19 protein-coding genes are annotated in these 20,176 nt (G+C 72.8%); 9 read left to right on the top strand and 10 right to left on the bottom strand.

The window, feature by feature from the left end; all coding sequences use genetic code 11:
* The first annotated feature begins 21 nt into the window (after positions 1 to 21).
* The 4 genes from purB (at position 22) to ACGFQC_RS34090 (ending at position 3,495) form a co-directional block, all read left to right on the top strand.
* Positions 22 to 1,308 (top strand): adenylosuccinate lyase, encoded by a 1,287-nt coding sequence (gene purB / locus ACGFQC_RS34075; protein WP_363092528.1) that lies wholly within the window; start codon positions 22 to 24, stop codon positions 1,306 to 1,308.
* The gene (locus ACGFQC_RS34080; RefSeq protein WP_363092529.1) at positions 1,292 to 1,696 is read left to right on the top strand and encodes a GNAT family N-acetyltransferase; all 405 of its coding nucleotides are present in this window, start codon (positions 1,292 to 1,294) and stop codon (positions 1,694 to 1,696) included. Before purB ends, ACGFQC_RS34080 begins: the two co-directional genes overlap by 17 nt.
* Positions 1,697 to 1,952: 256 nt before the next feature.
* Positions 1,953 to 2,618, top strand: a complete 666-nt coding sequence (locus ACGFQC_RS34085) for a response regulator transcription factor (RefSeq protein ID WP_363092577.1) — start codon at positions 1,953 to 1,955, stop codon at positions 2,616 to 2,618.
* 460 nt (positions 2,619 to 3,078) lie between these two features.
* Positions 3,079 to 3,495, top strand: a complete 417-nt coding sequence (locus ACGFQC_RS34090; RefSeq protein WP_363092530.1) for an enediyne antibiotic chromoprotein — start codon at positions 3,079 to 3,081, stop codon at positions 3,493 to 3,495.
* 125 nt (positions 3,496 to 3,620) lie between these two features.
* Here the strand turns inward: ACGFQC_RS34090 and ACGFQC_RS34095 are convergent, their stop codons facing one another.
* Positions 3,621 to 4,253, bottom strand: coding sequence for a glyoxalase (locus tag ACGFQC_RS34095; RefSeq protein WP_363092531.1), 633 nt, complete (start codon positions 4,251 to 4,253; stop codon positions 3,621 to 3,623).
* Between the two features lie 329 nt (positions 4,254 to 4,582).
* Here ACGFQC_RS34095 and ACGFQC_RS34100 point away from each other — a divergent pair, with 329 nt between their 5' ends.
* The gene (locus tag ACGFQC_RS34100; protein WP_363092532.1) at positions 4,583 to 5,446 is read left to right on the top strand and encodes an AraC family transcriptional regulator; all 864 of its coding nucleotides are present in this window, start codon (positions 4,583 to 4,585) and stop codon (positions 5,444 to 5,446) included.
* Here ACGFQC_RS34100 and ACGFQC_RS34105 read toward each other — a convergent pair.
* The 3 genes from ACGFQC_RS34105 to ACGFQC_RS34115 all read right to left on the bottom strand — a co-directional run bounded on the left by ACGFQC_RS34105 (position 5,435) and on the right by ACGFQC_RS34115 (position 8,523).
* A complete protein-coding gene (locus tag ACGFQC_RS34105; RefSeq protein ID WP_363092533.1) occupies positions 5,435 to 6,565 on the bottom strand; it encodes a ParB N-terminal domain-containing protein in 1,131 nt (376 codons plus the stop codon). The genes ACGFQC_RS34100 and ACGFQC_RS34105 overlap by 12 nt on opposite strands.
* Before the next feature lie 195 nt (positions 6,566 to 6,760).
* The gene (locus ACGFQC_RS34110; RefSeq protein WP_363092534.1) at positions 6,761 to 7,600 is read right to left on the bottom strand and encodes an ABC transporter permease; all 840 of its coding nucleotides are present in this window, start codon (positions 7,598 to 7,600) and stop codon (positions 6,761 to 6,763) included.
* Positions 7,597 to 8,523 carry an ATP-binding cassette domain-containing protein gene (locus ACGFQC_RS34115; protein WP_363092535.1) on the bottom strand — a complete coding sequence of 309 codons (927 nt, stop codon included), beginning with the start codon at positions 8,521 to 8,523 and terminating at the stop codon, positions 7,597 to 7,599. Before ACGFQC_RS34115 ends, ACGFQC_RS34110 begins: the two co-directional genes overlap by 4 nt.
* Before the next feature lie 226 nt (positions 8,524 to 8,749).
* Between ACGFQC_RS34115 and ACGFQC_RS34120 the strand changes: the two genes are divergently transcribed.
* Both ACGFQC_RS34120 and ACGFQC_RS34125 read left to right on the top strand, forming a co-directional pair.
* Entirely contained in the window at positions 8,750 to 9,520 is a 771-nt protein-coding gene (locus tag ACGFQC_RS34120) for a gamma-glutamyl-gamma-aminobutyrate hydrolase family protein (protein WP_363092536.1), read from the top strand.
* A 42-nt stretch (positions 9,521 to 9,562) separates the two neighbouring features.
* The gene (locus ACGFQC_RS34125; RefSeq protein ID WP_363092537.1) at positions 9,563 to 10,084 is read left to right on the top strand and encodes a carboxymuconolactone decarboxylase family protein; all 522 of its coding nucleotides are present in this window, start codon (positions 9,563 to 9,565) and stop codon (positions 10,082 to 10,084) included.
* A gap of 76 nt (positions 10,085 to 10,160) precedes the next feature.
* On the opposite strand, the gene ACGFQC_RS34130 is transcribed toward ACGFQC_RS34125, so the two are convergent.
* From ACGFQC_RS34130 to ACGFQC_RS34140, 3 genes are all read right to left on the bottom strand, one after another.
* A complete protein-coding gene (locus ACGFQC_RS34130) occupies positions 10,161 to 11,543 on the bottom strand; it encodes an NDP-hexose 2,3-dehydratase family protein (protein WP_363092538.1) in 1,383 nt (460 codons plus the stop codon).
* Entirely contained in the window at positions 11,540 to 12,520 is a 981-nt protein-coding gene (gene rfbB, locus ACGFQC_RS34135; protein WP_363092539.1) for a dTDP-glucose 4,6-dehydratase, read from the bottom strand. The genes ACGFQC_RS34130 and rfbB overlap by 4 nt, the downstream gene beginning before the upstream one ends.
* Positions 12,521 to 12,954: 434 nt before the next feature.
* Positions 12,955 to 13,308 carry a VOC family protein gene (locus tag ACGFQC_RS34140; RefSeq protein ID WP_363092540.1) on the bottom strand — a complete coding sequence of 118 codons (354 nt, stop codon included), beginning with the start codon at positions 13,306 to 13,308 and terminating at the stop codon, positions 12,955 to 12,957.
* A 162-nt stretch (positions 13,309 to 13,470) separates the two neighbouring features.
* Between ACGFQC_RS34140 and ACGFQC_RS34145 the strand changes: the two genes are divergently transcribed.
* Entirely contained in the window at positions 13,471 to 15,018 is a 1,548-nt protein-coding gene (locus ACGFQC_RS34145) for an alpha/beta fold hydrolase (protein ID WP_363092541.1), read from the top strand.
* Positions 15,019 to 15,223: 205 nt separating this feature from the next.
* On the opposite strand, the gene ACGFQC_RS34150 is transcribed toward ACGFQC_RS34145, so the two are convergent.
* Positions 15,224 to 16,543: an activator-dependent family glycosyltransferase gene (locus ACGFQC_RS34150; protein ID WP_363092542.1), complete on the bottom strand. Its 1,320-nt coding sequence runs from the start codon at positions 16,541 to 16,543 to the stop codon at positions 15,224 to 15,226.
* Positions 16,544 to 16,624: 81 nt separating this feature from the next.
* A complete protein-coding gene (locus tag ACGFQC_RS34155; protein WP_363092543.1) occupies positions 16,625 to 17,845 on the bottom strand; it encodes an MFS transporter in 1,221 nt (406 codons plus the stop codon).
* A 77-nt stretch (positions 17,846 to 17,922) separates the two neighbouring features.
* Between ACGFQC_RS34155 and ACGFQC_RS34160 the strand changes: the two genes are divergently transcribed.
* Entirely contained in the window at positions 17,923 to 19,200 is a 1,278-nt protein-coding gene (locus tag ACGFQC_RS34160; RefSeq protein ID WP_363092544.1) for an ATP-grasp domain-containing protein, read from the top strand.
* Positions 19,201 to 19,237: 37 nt separating this feature from the next.
* On the opposite strand, the gene ACGFQC_RS34165 is transcribed toward ACGFQC_RS34160, so the two are convergent.
* Positions 19,238 to 20,038, bottom strand: a complete 801-nt coding sequence (locus ACGFQC_RS34165) for a phytanoyl-CoA dioxygenase family protein (protein WP_363092545.1) — start codon at positions 20,036 to 20,038, stop codon at positions 19,238 to 19,240.
* Positions 20,039 to 20,176 lie beyond the last annotated feature (138 nt).

Here is a 20,176-nt window from a genome sequence, read left to right on the forward strand (position 1 = left end):
CTCTCCCGACGGAGGCCTCGCATGATTCCCCGTTACACGCTGCCCGAGATGGCCGGCCTCTTCTCCGACCGGTTCCGCTACGCCACCTGGGTGCGGGTGGAGATCCTCGCCTCCGAGGCGCAGGCCGCCCTCGGCCGCGTACCGCACGAGGTGGTCGAGGACATGCGCCGCGCCCGCGTCCCGGACCCGGAGCGGGTCGCCGAGATCGAGCGGGAGCGCGACCACGAGGTGCTCTCCTTCCTCGCCGCCTACTGCGAGGACCTCCCCGACTCCTCCGCGCGCTGGGTGCACCTCGGCATGACCAGCTACGACCTCGTCGACACCGCGCTCGGCCACACCCTGGCCCGCGCCACGGACCTGCTCACCGGCGCCGCCCGGCGGCTGCGCCGGGTGCTGACCGAACGGGCCCTGGAGCACTGGGACACCGTGATGGTGGGCCGCACCCACGGCATGCACGCCGAGCCCACCAGCTTCGGGCACAAACTCGCCGGACACGCCTTCGCCGTGGACCGCTCGCTGCGCCGGCTCGCCGCCGCACGCGAGGCCGTCGCCGTCGGCACCGTCTCCGGCTCCGTCGGCACCTACGCGCTGATCGACCCGCGCGTCGAGGAGCACGTCTGCGCCGCCCTCGGCCTCGCCGTCGAGCCCGCGCCCAGCCAGGTCGTCGCCCGCGACCGGCACGCCCAGCTCCTGCAGGCCGTGGCCACCCTGGGCGCCTGCGTGGAACAGATCGCCCTGGAGCTGCGGCTGCTGCAGCGCACGGAGGTCCGCGAGGTCGAGGAGGCGCGCACCAGCGCCTACCAGGGCTCCAGCGCCATGCCGCACAAGCGCAACCCCACCACCAGCGAACGCCTGTGCGGACTGGCCCGCCTGCTGCGCGGCTACGCCGACACCGCACTGGAGAACGTGGCGCTCTGGCACGAACGCGACCTCGCCCACCAGTCCGTGGAGCGGGTGATCCTGCCGGACAGCCTCTGCGTCGGCCACTTCCAGGTGACCAAGGCCGCCGACCTGGTGGCCTCGCTCACCGTCGACGCCGACCGGATGCGGGCGCACATCGACCAGACCGACGGCCTCGTCTACAGTTCCTCGGTCCTCGCCGAACTCCTCGGCGACGGCATGGAACGCGAACGCGCCTACCGCAGCGTGCAGGCCGCGGCCGACCACACCCTGGCGACGGGCGAGCACTTCGGCGCGTCCCTGGCCAAGCAGGGCATCGACCTGGCCGGACTCGGCCCCGAGCGCTTCCTCGCCCACCACGATGTGATCCGCACCCGATTGGAGAAGCTGCATGAGCTGGAAGATTGACCGCGTCGACGGCGCCGCGCTCGACCTGGACGAGGTCCTCGGCGTCTACCGGGCCTCGGGCCTCGGCGAGCGGCGCCCGGTCGGGGACCGGGAGCGGTTCGCGGCCATGGTCGAGCACGCCAACCTCGTGCTGGTCGCCCGCGACGACGAGGGCACCCTCCTCGGCATCGTGCGCGCCGTCTCCGACTTCTCCTACGTCACCTACGTCTCGGACATCGCCGTCGTACGGGACCGCCAGCGCTCCGGCATCGGCCGCGCCCTGATCGACGCCACGCGCGGCGAGGCCCCGGACGCCAAGCTGGTGCTGCTGTCCGCGCCCGCGGCGGTCGACTACTACCCGCACATCGGATTCACCCGTCACGAATCGGCCTGGGTGCTCAACCCGTAACACCCCCGAGACCCGTGGAACCCGCCCCTCACGGGGGCAGCCGGGGCTGTACCGGGGCTCGACCGCGCTTGCCTAGATTCAGGGCCAGGGCGGGACCCGGACCCGCGCACAGCACCGCACCCCCGGGGGAGGCATCACCGTGACATCGGCACAGGCGCTGCTCGACACCCGCCCGCCCGCCGGCCCCGCCCCGGCCGTCCCCCGGCCCGCGGGGGACCACGAGCCGGCGGCCACCGGCCACGGCGCCGCCGTCTCGATGCCCTCCGGCCGCCGCGTCCTCGTCGTCGACGCCGACACCGCCTGCGCCGAATCGCTGGTCACCCAGTTGCGCCGGCACGGTCACGAGGCCTTCGGCGTCCGGCGCGGCGAGGCCGCGCTGCGCGCCCACGAGGACGCCGATCTCGTCCTCCTGGACCTCGAACTGCCCGACCTGGACGGTCTGGAGGTCTGCCGCGCCGTCCGCGCCGTCAGCCGGGTGCCCGTCATCATCGTCACCGCCCGCGCCTCCGAACTGGACTGCGTCCTCGGCCTGCAGGCGGGCGCCGACGACTACGTCGCCAAGCCGTACGGCCTGCGCGAGCTGATGGCCCGCATCGAGGCCGTGATGCGGCGTGCCGAGTGGCAGCCGGCCGCGGCCCGCGAGATCCGGCACGGCCGTCTGCACATCGACGTGGGTTCCCGCGAGGTCCTGGTCGGCGGCGAGGAAGTCGCCCTGACCCGCAAGGAGTTCGACCTCCTGTGCCTGCTGGCCTCGCATCCGGACACCGTCATCCCGCGCAAGCAGCTCCTCCAGCAGGTCTGGGGCGACTCCTGGTCCCGCCGCACGGTCGACACCCACGTCAGCAGCCTGCGCGGCAAGCTGGGCGACAGCGGCTGGATCGTGACGGTGCGCGGCGTCGGCTTCATGCTCGGGAACCCCTGAGCGACTGTTCGTGAACACCTGAGCGACATCTCGTCGATCCCCGCCTCGGGCCGGACGAGCGCTGCGGCCTGCGCTCTCCGGCCCGCACCGCGTCCTGTGCCGCGACCTGCGCTCCGACCTGCGCTCCGACCTGCACCGCGTCCTGTGCCGCTGCCCGTGCTGCGGCAGCGGGGCGGCGGCCGGCTGCCCGGACGGCTCGCGGTCCGGCCCGTCCGCTTCCGCCCCCCGGACCTCGGCCAGGAGCCGGCCACGGGCCCGGCGCGCGGGCGGCGGCCATGGCTTGATCCACCACCACACCGCGAACGGCGTCGCCCGCCGCACCCCGCACCCCCCGGAAACTCGAGCGGACCGCGAGTGGATCTCAAGCCGGTCTCATGCGTTCCGGTCGACTCTGGGTGAGGCGTGATCACCAGAACGCGCCGTTCCACTTCCGCTTTCCGCACTCCATGAGGAGACGAACATGCAGATCCGCTCGCGTCTGACCAAGGCCGGCATGCTGGGCTCCGCCGTCGTGGCCGCCATCGCCATCTCCACCGCTCCGGCCTCCGCGGCCGCCGCCGTCACCGCCTCGCCCAGCAGCGGCCTGGCCGACGGACAGACCGTGACCGTCACCGGCACCGGGTTCCCGGCGGGTGCCGAGGTCGCCGTGTCGCAGTGCCGGGAGAACACCACCTGCACCGACACGCTGACCAGGGCCACCGTCGGCGCCAACGGCACCTTCACCGCGCCCTACACCGTGCGCAAGCAGTTCGCGGCCACCGACTGGAGCACCGGCACCGGTACGTCCGTGACCGTCGACTGCGCCGTGGCGCAGTGCCAGCTGGTCGCCTACCTGGAAGCCACCGGCCCGGTCGGCACGAAGATCTCCTTCGGCTGAGGCGCGCCCGGTCCCCTCGGACAGCAGCCCACCGCGCGGTGCCCGCGACCGGCTCCGCCCGGTGGGCGCGTTCGTGTTCCGGCCGTCCCCGGGGTGAGACGTCCTCAGGCCGGGGCGAGACGTCCTCAGGCCGGGGCGGACGTCACCGGCACGGCCTCCCAGGCGAAGCCGTCCGGGTCGGTGAAGGCCCCGGCGGTGCTGCCGAGCACGACGCGGTGCGAGCCGCTGCCCTCCTCGGGCACCCCGACGTCCTTGGCCAGGCCCCGGCGCTTGTACAGCGCCAGCTTGACGGGGGCGGCGTCGTCGGAGGCGAACTCGACGTACTTGCCGCCGAAGCTCTTCGCGACGGACAGGCCCTGCCCGACGTAGAACTGCTTGCTCGCCTTGACGTCCTCGACGCCCAGCAGGAGCACGAGTTCGTCGACCTTCCGGTTGGCGGGGCCGGTGTTCTTCTTCGACGAGGTCGCCATCTTCCAGATCGTGCCGTCCGGGGCCTGCACGACGCCGCCGTAGCCCCACAGGGACTTCGCGGCCGGCTTCAGCGTGGTGGCACCGGCCTCGAGGGCGGATGCGATGAAGCTGTCGACGTCGGCCGGCTGGGAGACGGTGATCGACATCGTGAACCCGCGGAATCCGGTCGTCGGCGCCTCGGAGGCGCGCAGACCTAACCGCGGGCCCAGTCCGAAGGCGGCGGAGTAGAAGCGTTCGGCGGCCGCGAGGTCGGCCACCTCCAGGGTGACGGATGTGAGGGAGATCATGGCGGTCACTCTAGTCCCGGGTATTCGGGGGAGTCGGGCGATCCGACGCCCCGGCGGCACGAGGACGCCGCCGGCCGGCCGGCGGGAACGCGCCGGGGCGCCGGTGCGCCCGGCCGCCGCGATCGTGCCGGGAGCGGCGAACCCGCCGGGGACCGGGCAGCTCCGGCCGCATCACGCCGGCCGCGGGCCCGCCCCCGGCGCCTCTCGATCCCCGGCTTCCTCCCGGCGGGGGCCTGTAGCGGTTCCCGAGCGGGACTCGAGCGGATCACGATGCCCGCGAGCCACCCTGTTGAGTGGACCGACACGTGGTGAGGCGAGCGAGGTGAGCCGTGGACGCAGCAGTGGAGAGGGCGGTCGTGTACATGCGTGAGCGGTTCGGCGATCCGCTGACCGTCACGGACATCGCCCGGAACGCTCTGCTCAGCCGTTTCTATTTCTCGCGCGTATTCAAGGAGGAGACCGGGGTGAGCCCCGGGAGATTCCTCGCCGCGGTCCGTATTCACGAGGCGAAGAAACTGATCGACCGCACCTCGATGACCATTGCGGAAATCTCCGCCGCGGTCGGATACACCAGCCTGGGCTCGTTCACCCATTCCTTCACGGCCGGGGTCGGCCTGTCTCCCGGCCGGTTCCGCCGGCTGTGCCGTGACGGGGGGGAGGTGCCGCCGGGACCGGAGCCGGGCCCGTACCCGCGCCACGGCTCGGTCGCGGGCACGGTCAGGCTGCCCCAGGGCCACGGGAACGCGCGCGTGTTCCTGGGGGCCTTCGCCACGCCCGTCGTTCAGTACCCGCCGCTCGCCTCGGCCGTCGTCGACGTACCGGGCGACCGCCCGTCCTGCTACTCCCTGCGGAACGTCCCCGAGGGGCGCTGGCACCTGCTCGCGGTGGCGGTGGCCGCCGGCACCGGTCACGATCCGCAGGCCGTGCGGACCGCGCTCGTCGGGGGCGGCGGCACCACGACCGTGACCGTCACCGCCGACGCCGTCACCAGCGCGGCGGTGCGGCTGCGTCCGCCCCGCCGGGTCGATCCGCCGGTGCTGCTCGCGCTGCCCGCTCTCGAACCGCCGGCGACCGTCGTGCCGCACCCCGGATGCGCCGCCGTCACCCCGGATCCGGCCGGCCCGGGACGGGGCCGGGCCGCCGCGGGCCGGCTGCGGGTGGTGCCCGCCGCGCCGGTGCCGTCAGGGACCTGAGGGCGACAGCTTGCGGCACAGCTCCTGCCGGGCCTTCAGCCGCTCGGCGAGCAGGCACCACTCCTTGCCGATGTGCTCGGCGATCGGGGCGACGACGCCGAGCCAGTGCGGCGGGACGGTGTCGACGAACCGCCGCCAGTCCTCGCCGGGCTCGGTGCCGTGGGACTGCATCCAGCGCAGCAGCTCCCGGCCGCCCGCGGTGTAGCGGATGGCGGGGTCGGTGGCCATCTTGGCCGCGACCGCCGCCCAGGTGGGCGGGGTCTCGGTGTGGTTCCTGCGCTGCGGCGGCGCGGCCTCGACGCCCGCGGCCACCTGCAGCGGCACCCGGCGGACGCCGTCGGCGGCCACCCCGGCCGGCGCCGTCACGTCGTCGGGCGGGGGTACGGACCGCACGGGCCGCACGTGCTGCGGGCGTGCGCCCCGCGTGCGGCGCCCGTTCCGTTCGGGCTCCTCGCCGCGCCGCAGCCGTGCGCTGACGTCGTGCACCGTGCCCAGCGACACGTCGGTGGCCCTGGCGACCTGGCGCAGCGGGGCGTCCGGATGGGCGGCGATGTACTCGGCGGCGCGCCGCCTGCCCTCGCCCGCGTCCACCGGGCGCCGCCTGCCGTCCTGGCCGATGCGCTTGCCGCCCAGCGGCGTCGCGACCGCCGACCGGTCGCGCAGCGACGCGATCGTCTTCGCGCTCAGCCCGGCGATGCCCGCGATGGCGCGGTCGGACCAGTCGGGGTGGGAGCCGAGGACCCGCTGGGCCCCGGCGACGCGGTCGGCCCGCGACAGCGGCAGGCCGTGCACGCCGTTCGCCTTCATGGCGATGACGAGGGCCTCGGAGTTGGAACAGTCGAGGAAACGGGCCCGGATGCTCTCGTCGCCCATGAGCCGGGCGGCCTCCAGCCGGTGCAGCCCGTCGATGACACGGCAGCCGTCCACCTGGACGAGAATGGGAGGAAGCTCCGCCGAATCCGCGGCGTCGACGAGAAGCCGGACGTGAGCGGCGTCCGTTCCGCCCTGGCGCAGGGAAACTCCGGGAGAGAGCGCGGCGATGGGAACTTCACGTGCCGGGAGTTTCTCGAAGTTCTTCAGGTCGAATTCGCTGTGCGCCGACGATCCGACGCCCTCCATCCGGACGAGACTGAATGCACTCGTTAGCGAGACGGCTTGCGCGTTCCTCTGGGACATTCCGGTGACTCCCTCTCTGCTGCCGCTGCCGACGAGGGTCGCAGGAGGGTCTCCAGCCGCAGTGGAGGGCAGGTCGACGTTCCCTGGAAACACGGCACCGCGGGCGCCCGCCGAGGGGGAGCGGACGCCCGCGGGGGATCAGGCGTCCCTGCGCCGCAGCTGCACCGCCGCGACGGCCAGCAGGACGGCCGTCCAGAGCGCGAGCACGCCGAGGCCCTCCCACGGTCCCAGCAGATCGCCGGCGCGGGCGTGCTGCTGGGTGACCATGAAACCGGCCTCCGTGGGGAGCCAGGCGTGGATGTGCTCGCCCACGCTGCCGGGCAGCAGGCCCGCCATCGGGGTGATCACCAGGACGAAGCCGATGACGACGGTGATGCTCGCCGCGGTGTGCCGGATGATCGCGCCGACGGCGAGGGCGAACAGGCCGAGCAGGGCGAGGTAGAGGCCGCAGCCGGCGACGGCCCGCAGGACGCCCGGGTCGCCGATGGCGACCGGCGCCTTGTCGTCCATGATCGGCGCGCCGATGAAGAAGGAGCCGAACGCGGTCAGTTCGCCCACCGCCAGGACCAGCAGCGCGAACACCGCCCCCTTGGCCGCCAGCACGGGCACCCGCCGGGGCACCGCGAGCAGGCTGGCGCGGATCATGCCGGTGGAGTACTCGGAGGCGATCGCCATCACGCCCAGCACGCACACCGCCAGCTGGCTGAGCAGGATGCCGCTGCCCAGGATGGTGCCCGTCGGGTCCAGCCGCATCTCGGCCTGCTGGGCGGGATCGGTCTTGTCCCAGTTCGCCATGCCCATCTTCAGGAACAGCGCGGTGAACACCAGGGTGAGCACGACCAGGATGGCGAGCGACCAGACGGTGGAGCGGACGGAGCGGATCTTCGTCCACTCCGAGAGCATCAGGTTCCCGAAGCCCGGCCCGCGGTTCTCGGCGACCGAGCCGGACGCGGCGACGGGTGCGGTCGTGGCGGTCACTTCACACCTCCGGCGGTGGGCACGCCGGCGTCGTACTCGACGGCGTCCTTGGTCAGTTCCATGAAGGCCTCCTCGAGGGAGCCGCGCCGGGTCGACAGCTCGTGCAGCACCAGGCCGTCGGCGGCGGCGAGTTCGGCGATGCGCGGAGCCTCGAGCCCGGTGACGTCGAGGTCGCCCTCGTCGGTGCGGGTGACAGTGGCGCCCCGGCGCTCGAGCAGCTCGGCGAGCTGCGCCCCGTCGGGCGTCCGGACCAGGACGGAGCGCTCGGTGCTGCGCTCGATGAACTCCTCGGTGGAGCAGTCGGCGACCAGCCGGCCGCGGCCGATGACGATGAGGTGATCGGCGGTGACGGCCATCTCGTTCATCAGGTGGCTGGAGACGAAGACCGCGCGGCCCTCGGCCGCGAGCGACTTCATCAGGTTCCGGATCCAGAGGATGCCCTCGGGGTCGAGGCCGTTGACGGGCTCGTCCAGGACCAGCGCGGCGGGGTCGCCGAGCAGCGCGGCGGCGATGCCGAGCCGCTGCCCCATGCCGAGCGAGAAGCCGCCCGCCCGCTTGCGGGCCACCGAAGCCAGCCCGACCTGCCCGATGACCTCCTCCACCCGGCGCCTGCCGATGCCCTGGGTCTGCGCGAGGCAGAGCAGGTGGTCGTAGGCGCTGCGGCCGGTGTGGACGGCGCGCGCTTCCAGCAGAGCCCCGACCACCCGCAGCGGCCGGGCCAGGTCGCGGTAGGGCACGCCGTTGATGGTGGCCGTACCGGCGTCGGGCCTGTCGAGTCCCAGCAGCAGTCGCATCGTGGTGGACTTTCCTGCGCCGTTGGGGCCCAGGAAGCCGGTGACCCGGCCGGGCTCGACCGTGAACGACAGGTCGTTCACGGCGGTCTTGTCGCCGTAGCGTTTCGTGAGGTTCTTGGCCTCGATCATGGTCACCTCGGTTGAATGGCCTGCGAGAGTTTCGCTGGGGCAAAATCCCCCGGCCACCTGTGATATCAGGATCGCTATCTGTTCAGTAGTCGCAGCCTGGAGCGGCCCGTGAACGATGGCCCGCGCATCGCGACACGGATATTTTGGCGGCTCCGACCGTCTGGGGAAGCGCGTGTTTCATCTGCTCACTTTCCTCAGTTGAACCCGGAAACCCACGAGGGTGGTCATGAATTCATTCACGAACGGTCCGGTGGCCGCCCGGCGGCGGCCGGTGATCGGGATCTGCGCGCGGACGGCGCCGGTCACCCTCCAGGGCGGCGACCTGGTCGTCTCCCTGGCCCTCCAGTCGCACGTGGCCTTCCTGGCCGAGGCGGGCTGCACGCCCCTGCTGCTTCCGCTGCTGCCCGGGGCCGGGGAACTGGTCGGCCGGCTCGACGGACTGCTGGTCCCGGGCGGCCCCGACCTGGACCCGGCGCTGTACGGCGCGGACCCCCACCCGGCGACCCGGGCGATGAGCCCGGACGCCGACCGCGTCGAACTGAACCTGCTGCGCCGGGCATTGGACGCCGAACTGCCCGTGCTGGCGATCTGCCGCGGCATGCAACTGCTCAACGTGCTGCACGGAGGCACCCTCCACCAGCACCTGTCGGACGTCACGGGCCACGACGGCCACCGTCCGCCGACGGCGTCCTTCACCCTCGGCCGCCAGCCGCTGGAGCTGCTGCCCGGCAGCCGGATCGCCGCCGTCCTGGACGAGGACGAGCCGGAGACGGCATGCCACCACCACCAGGCGGTGGACCGGGTCGGCAGCGGCCTCACCGTCACCGGACGGGCCGGGGACGGGACGGTCGAGGCCGTGGAAGTCACGGACCATCCCTTCGCGATCGGTGTGCAATGGGAATCCGGGCACACGGCCGACAAACGACTTCACCAAGCCCTCGCGCACGCCGCCGGACGCCTGCGGAAAGAGCCGGCCGCCGCAATTTCGATTCATTGAGAAAAGGCGGCCCCGAGGGCAAACTGATTTCCGATCCCCACCATGCGAAGGAGAATTATGTCGCCGCGGATGCCGAACCCCTCGTTGGTGGTTCCCGACGTTCTTCCGCCCATGCGCGCGCTGGTCAAGGCCGTCAACAGCGTCGGCGTTCCCCTGCAGACGCTCGTGCTCGTCCACCTGAGGGTGAGTCAGATCAACGGCCGGACGGTCCACCTGCCCACGAAGCCCAAGGAGTTCGAGGAGGCGGGGGAGGAGGACCGCCGTCTGCCGCTGGTGGAGACCTGGCGGGAGCAGACCTGCTTCACCGACGCCGAACGCTCGGTGCTGGCGCTGGCCGAGGCCGCCACGCGCATCGACGGCCGCGAGGACCCGGTGTCGGACGAGGTCTGGGACGAGGCCGCCAGGCACTGGACCGAGGTGCAGCTGGCCGCCGTGGTCCTGCACATCGGGCTGGTCAACCTCTGGAACCGGGTCAACGTCGTCACCAAGCAGGAGGCGGTGGACTGGCGCATCAACCCCAAGAAGTGGACCCCGATGACCAGCCGGCTCACCGCGGCGCAGTAACCCCTCCCGACCTCGTCAGGCCCTGTCCGGTGGCACCCCGGACAGGGCCTGACGTCGTTCGCGGACCTGCTCCGGCTCAGGGGGCGCCGCCGCCGCGGACCGCCGCGTCGAGGACGGCGAGCAGCGTCCTGGCCTGCACGTTGACGTAACGGCTGTGCTCGGCGAGCCAGTTCAGCTGGCCCGGCGTGACCCAGTGGTACCCCGGGGGCGGCTGGGTGGGCGTCGTCGCCTCGTCGGTCTCCACGATCAGGTAGCGGCTCTCGGCGTTGAGGAACCGGCCGCCCTCCTCGGAGTGCACCGTCGAGTAGCGGACGCGGTCGGGCGGGGCGTCCAGCACCACGTCCAGGAAGGGCGGGCGGTCCGCGGCCGGGAGTGGGGCGTAGTTCGACGGCACGCACTGCACGGTCGGAGCGAGCTCGACGGTGTCGAGGAAGCCACCCTCGACGCGCGCGTGCGCCAGGACGTGCGGGACGCCGTCGAAGACCCGGTAGGCGAAACCGACCACGCCGCGCTCCACCGGTTCGATGATCGGCTGGGTCCAGCCGGCCACCTCACGGCCGGCGCCCTCGACCGACACCGCCACCACCCGGAAGAACCTGCCGTCGGCACGGCTGACGGAGTGCCCGTCGGTCCGCCACCCGGCGATCTCGCGCAGCGGCATGAGACGGGCGCGGACGTCGTGCCGGGTCCGCTCCCCCGTGAACCAGGCCAGCAGGTCGGAGTCGGACGACAGCGCCCTCGTCTCGGCCTGCACCGCCGGAGCACTCGCCAGCACGGTGCGCGCGTCCATGTTCACGACGTTGTCCAGGCGGAGCAGCCGCAGGATCTGGCCGAGGGTGAGCCAGCGGAAGGCGTCGTGGACGGGCACGTCGCCGTCCACCTCGACGATCATGTTGCGGTTGCGCTTCCGGAAGAACCAGGCGCCGTGCTCGGACTGCAGGACGTCCGTGAGCACCTGCTCCCGCCGGGGGGCGAGGAAGTGCTCCAGGTACGTCACCCCGGCTCCGCCGTGGGCCTTGGTGTAGTTGCTGCGGGTGGCCTGCACGGTGGGGGAGAGCTGCACCAGGTTGGGGTTGCCGGGCTCCATCTTGGCCTGCATCAGGAAGTGGAGGACCCCGTCGAACTCCTTGGCCAGGATGCCGAGGATGCCGATCTCCGGCTGCACGATGATCGGCTGCTGCCACTCGGCCTGCGGCCTGACCACGTGCAGTCCCTCGACGGTGAAGAACCGCCCGCTGCTGTGCCGCAGGTCGCCGGTGTCCGGGGCGAACGACCAGTGGTCGAGTGCGGCGAACGGGATCCGCCGGACCACCGTCCCGCCGCGGCGCCGGTGCAGGTCCAGCCAGCCCGGCACCTCGGACGTCGCGGTGTGCGCCCCCTCGGCCGTCGCGGCCGACAGCGCCAGGCGCTCGGCGATTCCCGCCCGGGCACGCGGAACCAGCTGTGCCGGGGCGCTCACGGCCGACCACCGCTCTCCTTGAGCGGCTTCCACCAGCGGGGGTTGTCCCGGTACCAGGCGACGGTCTCGGCCAGCCCGGTGCCGAACGCGGTCAGCGGCCGGTGGCCGAGCTCCCGCTCGATCCTGCCCTGGTCCAGGGCGTAGCGCCGGTCGTGGCCCTTGCGGTCGGTGACGTGCCGGACCATGTCCCGCCCCGCCCCGCACAGCTCGGCGATCCGGTGGGCCAGCTCCAGGTTCGGCACGGCCGTGCCGGCGCCGATGTTGTAGGCCTCGCCGGCCCTGCCGCCGGTGAGGACCCGCTGCACCGCGCGGCAGTGGTCGTCCACGTGCAGCCACTCGCGGACCTGCCCCCCGTCCCCGTAGACGGGTATGGGGCGTCCTTCGAGCAGGTTGGTGACGGCGAGCGGGATGAACTTCTCCGGATGCTGGTGGGGCCCGTAGTTGTTGGAGCACCGGGTGACCGAGACGTTCAGCCGGTGGGTGCGGAAGTAGGCCAGGGCGATCAGGTCGGAGGCGGCCTTGGACGCGGCGTAGGGCGAGTTGGGCAGCAGCGGGGACTCCTCGGTCCACACGCCCTCCTCGATGGAGCCGTACACCTCGTCGGTCGAGATGTGCACCACCCGCTCGACGCCGGCCGTCAGGCAGGCTTCGAGCAGCGCCTGCGTGCCCTCCACGTTGGTGCGGACGAACGCCGCGCCGCTGGCGATCGAACGGTCGACGTGGCTCTCGGCCGCGAAGTGCACCACCGCGTCCTGACCGTCGAGCACGCCGCCCAGCAGCTCCCGGTCGAGGATGTTCCCGTGTGTGAAGGTCAGCCGCGGATGCGAGGCGGGGAGGTTGTCACGGTTCCCCGCGTAGGTCAGCGCGTCCAGGACGGTGACGTGCGCGTCCTCGAAACCCGGATATCCCCCGTCGAGCATGGTCCGTACGTAATGCGAGCCGATGAATCCGGCACCGCCGGTGACGAGGATTTTCATGAGATCACATCGCAGTCGGAATTCCACGCTCGGAGCATGTCCTTTTCCCTTTTCCTTGAGGGGACGGATGATGTGCCGCGGGCCCTGTCGGCCGATGCCGACGGCCTGGCCGGCGATCGCGACGGCCTCCGGCCCGCGCTCCGCCACCGGTGCGTGTCGCCCTCGTCGCGCGGCCGCGGCCCGTTCGCCCGCCGGATGCCGTGCGGGGGCGGGCCGGTGGCGGGCCCGTCGAGGAGGCGGGCGGTGCCGGTGAGCGCGGAGCCGGGGCGGCGGACCGTCTTCACGCGCCGCTCGTCGTCTCTCCGTCTCCCGGGACGACGACGCCCGCGCGCACCCTGTCCGGTGAGGGTGGACGACCGCCCTCGAAGCCCTCTCGAGACGGACTCGACGGGCTTCGAGGGCGGCGGGGGGACGCTCGGTCGCAGGACGCGTCGTCAGCTGTCCTGCAGCAGTCCGAGGACGTTGCCGTCGAGGTCGGTGACGGTCGCCACGCGGCGGCCGCCGCCGACCTCCTTGGCGGGGCTGCTCACCGTGCCGCCCGCGGCGGTGACCTCGGCCAGCTTCGCGTCGAGGTCGGCCACGTGCCAGTAGGCGACCTGCGAGGTGATGTCCTGCGCCCCCGCCGGCACCAGCCCGATGTGCTGACCGGCGACGTCGAACCCGACGTAGTACTCCGAGTCGGTCTGCGGCTCGATGCCGAACAGGGCGGCGTACAGCTTCTTGGCCGCTGCCACGTCCGCCACCGGGTGCAGCACGGTCTTGATTCCTTGGATGGCCGCGTCAGCCATTCTCACTCCTGGGGGTTGGGATCACGTCGCTCAATGCTAGGGAGATCCGGTGAGCCGTCGCATCTTCCCCACGTCGCCTCAAGGCGGTTTCCAGACGTTCTCGAGCGTGAGCCGACAGGCCGGTGCCACGCTGCGAGCGCGCTGAATTAGGAGGGGAATTACGTGAGAAAGCTTGCATTGGCCATACCGGTGATGGCGGCCGCGCTGGTGGGCTCGGCCGTCGTCCCGGTCGCGGTGGCGAACGACGCGGCCGCGCCGGCCGCCGGCAGCGTCGCCTGGGTTCCGTGTCCGGGCGGCGATCCGGTCCTCGGCGACATGCTCAAGAACCTGGAGTGCGGCACGGTGCAGGTGCCGCTCGACTACGACGCCCCCGAGGGCAGGAAGATCAGCCTGGCGCTGACCCGGGCCAAGCACACCGTCCCCGACAGCGAGTACAAGGGCGTCGTGGTGCTCAACCGCGGCCAGTGGCCCGGCGGCATCGGCCGTGACCTGCCCACCCGGTACGCCGCGGGCACCACCGGGCTGGCCAAGGACGTCGGCGCCGCCTACGACTGGATCGGCTTCGACCCGCGCGGCGTCGGCGCCAGCGAGCCGGCCGTCGTCTGCGACAGCGACTACCTCGACCCCGGGCACGCGCAGCCGGACCCGGTGCCCGCCACGCCCGCCGCCGAGCAGCAGTGGGTGGAGCGGGCCCGCGCCTACGCCGAGAGCTGCGGCGAGAAGTACGGCGACGTGCTCGAGCACCTCGGCACCGAGGAGGCGGCGCGCGACCTGGACCGGATGCGGATCGCGCTCGGCCAGGAGAAGATCACCTACTTCGGCACCGACTGGGGCACCTACCTCGGCTCGGTCTACGCCACGATGTTCCCGCACCGGCTGGAGCGGATGGTGCTGGACAGCGTGGTGCGTCCCAGCCGCGTGGGATACCGCAACAGCCTGCGCAAGAACGCGCTGTCCGAGCGCAACGCCGAGATCTTCTTCGCCTGGGTCGCCAAGTACGACGCCGTCTACCACCTGGGCACGACCGCGGCCGAGGTCGAGGCCAACTACTACAAGGGGCGGGACGCGCTCGCCGCGGCGCCCGTCGACGGCGCGATCGGCCCGTCGGAGTGGGCGGACATCTTCGAGCCGGTCGTCTACCGCAGCTGGACCTGGCTCTCGCGCGCGAAGGTGCTCTCCGACTGGGTGGTGCGCAAGGACCCGACGTCGCTGCGGGCCGGCTACTCCCCGCCGGGCTTCCCGCACCAGAACCGGCACGCGATGACCAACGCGGTCAACTGCATCGACGGCCCCTGGCCGCGGAACTGGAACCGCTGGAGCGCGGACCACTCCCGCCAGCACGAGGCCGGTGCGCGGTTCCTGACCTGGACCAACGCCTGGTACAACGCGCCGTGCGCGTTCTGGCCGCAGCCCGCGAGGAAGAAGCCGCTGACGGTCGGCGACGACCAGGTGAGCGTCCTGCTGGTGCAGCCGCAGTTCGACACCGCGCACGGCGTCGCCGGCGCCGTCGAGACGCACGCGCTGTTCCCCAACTCCCGTCTGGTGGTGGAGAAGGGCGGCCACAACGTCGGCGCGGCGCTGTCGGCGAACAACAACACCTGCCTCAACGAGTACGTCGGTGACTTCTTCCGGGACGGCACCCGTCCCGCCTCCCGGAAGGGGACCGACGCCGTCTGCCAGGCGTCGGCCGACCCGGTCCCCGCGTCCTGACACACCGGACGAACGGGCCCCGCGTGATCGTCACGCGGGGCCCGTCTCCGTTTGGTCCGCGGGTCCTCCCGGTTCTCCTGGTCCTCCCGGCCCCTCGGGTCCGCGGGTCCTCCCGGTTCTCCCGGTCCGCGGGTCCTCCCGGTCCTCCCGGTCCGCCAAGTCCTCCCGGCCCCTCGGGTCCGCCGGTCCTCCCGTGCCCGCCCGGTCAGCGCAGGGCGGGCACCGGGCCGGCCCGGTGGGCGGCGACCAGGGTCTCCAGGGTCCGCGCCAGTTCGTTGGGCGAGGGCATGGCCAGCATCTCCTCCCGCAGCCGTACGGCGTTCGCCCGCACGGCCGGGTCGTGGAGCAGCCGGACGAGTGCGGCACGGACCGCGGGCCCGTCCACCTCCGCGGGCGTCATGGCGAGCCCCGCGCCCGCGGCCTCGAGGCACCGGAACTTCAGCGGGGCGTCGAACGCCCGGCCGATCAGCAACTGGGGCACGCCGTGGCGCAGCGCGCAGCCGAACGACCAGGTGCCGCCGTGGTGCACCACGGCCGAGCACGTCGGCAGCACCTCGGCCAGGGGGACGGACTCCACCAGGCGGGTGTTGGCCGGCACCTCGCGCAACTCCCGCCGGGCGTCCGGCGGCAGGGCCAGCACCAGCTCCATCTCCAGGCCGGCCACCGAGTCGAGGATCTCCTGGACGCGTCCCACGGGCAGCGGGAGCCGGGCCGGCCCGTCGTCGACCGAGTCGCCGAACGTCATCAGCACCCGCGGTGCCGCCGGCGGCACCGCGAGCCACCCGGGCACGACGGCCGGGCCGTTGTAGGGAACGAACTGCACGGGGAGGGTGGTCGGCCGCGCGTCGGGCCGGAAGGCCCCGGGAAGCGGGGCGACGGTGAACCGGCCGTTGACCAGGTCCTCGGAGAACCCGACGCCGTACCTGCCCGCCCAGCCCGCCAGCCAGTCCCGCATCGCGTCGGTGCGCCGCTCCGGCGGCTGCAGGGCCCTGGCGTGCAGGAAGTCCTCCCGCATGCGGGTGTAGACGTCGACGGAGTACAGCACCCGGGCGTGCACCGCGCCCACCGCCTCGGCGGCCACCGCTCCCGCGAACGCCTTGGCGCCCCAGAGCACCAGGTCCGGCCGCCAGGCGCGGGCCACGGCGACCAGGTCCTCCATCATCGAGTCGTTGGACCGCCGCGCCTGCGGAAGCACCAGGTCGTCGAAGACCCTGGAGGCCTGCTCCCAGCCCAGCCGCTCGCGGTCCGGCCGTATGTCGAACAGCGGGTCGAGTCCCTGCTGCGGGGACCGCTTCGCCGCGGCGGCACGCTCCGACGTCTGGCGCCGGTCCAGTTGCCTGCGCACCTCCGGCGTCTCGCCGGGGCCGACGCCCACGGCCGTCAGCCCGGCCGAGGTGACGGCGTCGAGCAGGTCCGGCCAGCAGGCCACCCGCACCTCGTGCCCGGCCGTCCGCAGCGACCACGCGAGCGGCACCAGGTTGAACACATGCGTCTTCCAGGGGAACGGCACGATGAGGACCCGCACGATGGCACTTCCTTGACCTCGGGGACGGGGATCACGGGCGAACGCCGTACTTCTCGGCCTTCGCCGCCCTCCCCATCCTGGTCAGGCGTCCCGCACGCGTCTTCTCCAGGCGTGCCCGGTGGTTCCGGTCGAGGCGGTGACGAGGACGGTGACCACGGCCACCACGGAGGCGGTGGACAGCGGACCCACCAGGTCGCAGAGCGCGCCCAGCGCCAGGATGGAGACCGCCACGCCCGAGGGGAGCAGGGTGGCGCGGAGCGTCACCACCGACGGCAGGTCGGCGGCGGAGGCCGTGGCCAGGAGCCGGTTGTTGTAGTGGAGGTAGGCCACCTCGAAGAGGATCAGGAAGAGCGCGTACAGCACGAGCGTCGGCACGGTGCGGCCGGCCAGCAGCGCCGCCAGCAGGGGCGGCATGGGAAGCACCGCCCAGACGGCCGAGGGCACGCGGGAGAGGTGGCGCTGGACCGGCAGGGCGGCGAGCGAGCCGGCGAACAGGGCCACCGAGGAGACGGCGACGAACACCCCCACCAGGCGGGTGCCGCCGCCCAGCACCTGGACGGGGACGACGGTGACGGCCACCGTGTGGAAGCCCTGCCAGAAGGACACCAGCAGGAAACGCGCGAACAGCCTGCGCAGCACCGGGTCGTCGACGCGCGGGCGGGCGGCGGCCGTGGCCCCGGCACCGTCCGGGGAGGCCTCGGCACCGTCCGGGGCGGCCTCGGCGGCCTGCTCCGGCGCGGACGGCAGCGCCCGGGCGAGCAGCGCGCTGAGCACCAGCGTCGCCGCGTTCACCGCGATCAGGCCGCGCAGCGACAGCACCGCCGAGGCCGGACCGGCCAGCGCCGCGCCGACGCTGAGGCCGGTCAGCTTGCCGATCTCGGCCACGGTGTTGGCCCGGTCCAGCCGCCGCGGCGGCACCGTGTCGCGCAGCACGAGCGCGGTGGCCGAGCGGGTGACCGCCTCGAAGAACCCACGGACCAGGAGCAGTACGGCGGCGACCGCGAGCAGGGCGCGTTCCGGCGTCAGGAGCGTGGCCGCGGTCAGCGCCAGGCTCGCCGCCTCGGCCAGCCGGACGAGCCGTTCCGGGGCGCGCCGGCCGAGCAGCCGGTTGAGCGGCCCGGCCAGCAGCAGCGCGGGCAGCCACGGCGCGCTCAGCACGGCCGCGGCGAGCAGCCCCGACCCGGTGGCCGACCCCACGAGCGTGGAAAGGCTCACCAGCACCAGGAAACTGCCGAACGTATTGACGAACAGCAATGCCGGAGTGCAGTGCGGCGACCGGAACCCCGTGGGAAAAGACGTCATCAGGTATTCCTCCGAGGGGGGAGGATCTCAGAGTTGAACGTCTTTCGGCGAGGGACGGCCCTCTCTACTTTGAACACATGACAGCAGCTATCGAGGGCCGCCCCTGCATCGTGATGGTCGACGCCTACGCCGCGGTCCGCTCACTCGTTCTGACATTCCTGGAACAGGGATGTTCCCTTGTCCGTGTGCAGAGCACCCGTGAAGTGCCTTACGTCTACCGGGCGTCGCCGTTCGTCCCCGAGGATTTCGTCGCCGACATCGTCCACGACGGCGACCTGGAAGCCACGGTCGAGGCCGTCAGGGCGTTCGCGCCGGTCGCGGTGATAACGGGCGGGGAGAGCGGGGTGGAGTTCGCGGACCTGCTCGCGGAGCGGCTCGGCCTGCCGGGCAACGGCACCGCCCTCAGCGCCGCGCGGCGCGACAAGCATCTCATGGTCGAGGCCGTACGCGCCGCGGGACTTCGCGCGGCCCGGCAGCTGCGCGCCACCGACGCGGACGAACTCGCCGCCTTCCACCGCGACCTGGGCGGACGCGTCGTCGTCAAACCGCCGCGCAGCGCGGGCAGCCAGGGCGTCTTCTTCTGCGACACCCCGGAGGAGTCGGTGGCGGCCTTCCGTTCCCTCGCCGACGCCGACGACGTCTTCTCCCGGCCCAACAGGGGGGCCGTGGCGCAGGAGTACCTGCCGGGCACCGAGTACATGGTGAACACCGTCAGCCGCGACGGCCGTCACCACCTGTGCGACGTCTGGCGGACCGGCCGCCTCAGCGCGAACGGGGTCGTCGACCTCTGCGACGCCCTGTCGCTGATCGAGTCGGAGAGCCGTGTCGTGGCGCCCCTGCGCGACTACGCGTTCCAGGTGCTCGACGCCCTCGGCATCCGCCACGGCCCGGCACACCTGGAGATCAGGATGACCCCGCACGGGCCGTGCCTGGTCGAGGTCGGCGCCCGGATCGCCGGCGGCGGCATCCCGGCCTGCGCCGGCCTCGCCATCGGCGAGTCGCAGCTGGAGTGGACCGTCGACGCCTACCTGCGGCCCGAGCGGTTCCACGCCCGCGCCGGAACCCCGTACCGGGTGCGGCGCCACACCGCGATCGTCGGCATGGTCTCGCCGGTGAAGGGCGTGCTCAGCGAGTACCGGGGCATCGAGGAGATCGAGCGGCTGGAGAGCTTCCACAGCCTGATCCCGCTGGTGAAACCGGGTCAGGAGATCGACCGTACGGTCGACGACCTCACCTATCCGCTCGTCGTGACGCTGCTGCACGACCTGGAGGAGGTCGTGCAGCGCGACCTGAACACGATCCGCCACCTCGACGGTGCCGCGTTCTACGGCCTCGACGGCGCGGCGGGCTCCTGACGCCCGCGTTCGACCGCGGACCTGCCGCAGTCGAACGTCACATCCGGGCGACGGCGGCCGGCTCCGTCCGGGTCCACGACGGCCGCGGCACCCGGTAGACGAAGCTGACGGCCGTGCGCGGCTCCGCCGTCGTCGTGTTGGGCGCCGAGCGGTGCAGCACCATGCCGTCGAACATGACGGCCGAACCGGGATCGAGGGGTACGGCGACCGGGTCGGCCGTGCGCGGCAGGTGCTCGTCCGCGACGTGCGGCTCCACCGCGCCCGCCCGCGGCGGCTCGCCCGGCAGGCGCTCGCGGTCCCCGGTGTGCGGGAACAGCCCGAGCAGATGGGAGCCGGGGATGAACTCCAGGCAGCCGTTGCGCACGGTGGCCGGCTCCAGCGCGATCCAGATCGTCACGATGCCGTGCTCCTCGGCACCGAACGAGGGCGGCGCGAAGGCCATGTCCTGATGCCAGGGCTTGGCCGACCCCACCACGGGCGGCTTGGCCCACAGGAACGCGTTGACCAGCGTGCCCGGGCTCCCGGCCGCCCCCGCGACCGGCCCGCCGGCCAGGTCCAGCGACCGCTGTACGGCCTCGAACCCGGGAACGTGCTCGTGGATGCGGTCGGCCGACCGCAGCACCCCCGGGAGGGCCCGGGCGCCCTGCTGCCAGGCCGCCCAGCCGCCGATGCCGGGCGCCTCCAGGACGAAGTCGCCGCTGGAGACCGTGCGGTCGCGGGCGAGCTCCTCCAGGTCGGCCACCGCGCTCCGCAACCGAGCGAGCGCCTCGCCCGCCGCCAGCCCGGGGAGCCGCACGAATCCCTTTTCCCGCACTTCACGGTAATGCGTGTCGCCCATTCTTCTCTCCCTCTCCCTTTCCTCGCCCCGGATCGTCGCGAACCGACCCGCGCATATCACGGAAATGTTCATGTTCAACGTCCGCGTATCAAGGCCGTTGCCCCGCCTTCCGCGTTCTCCGTATGATTCCGGGCCGTG

Origin of the sequence: Streptomyces sp. NPDC048734, from assembly GCF_043198675.1 — a bacterium.
GTDB lineage: Bacteria > Actinomycetota > Actinomycetes > Streptomycetales > Streptomycetaceae > Streptomyces.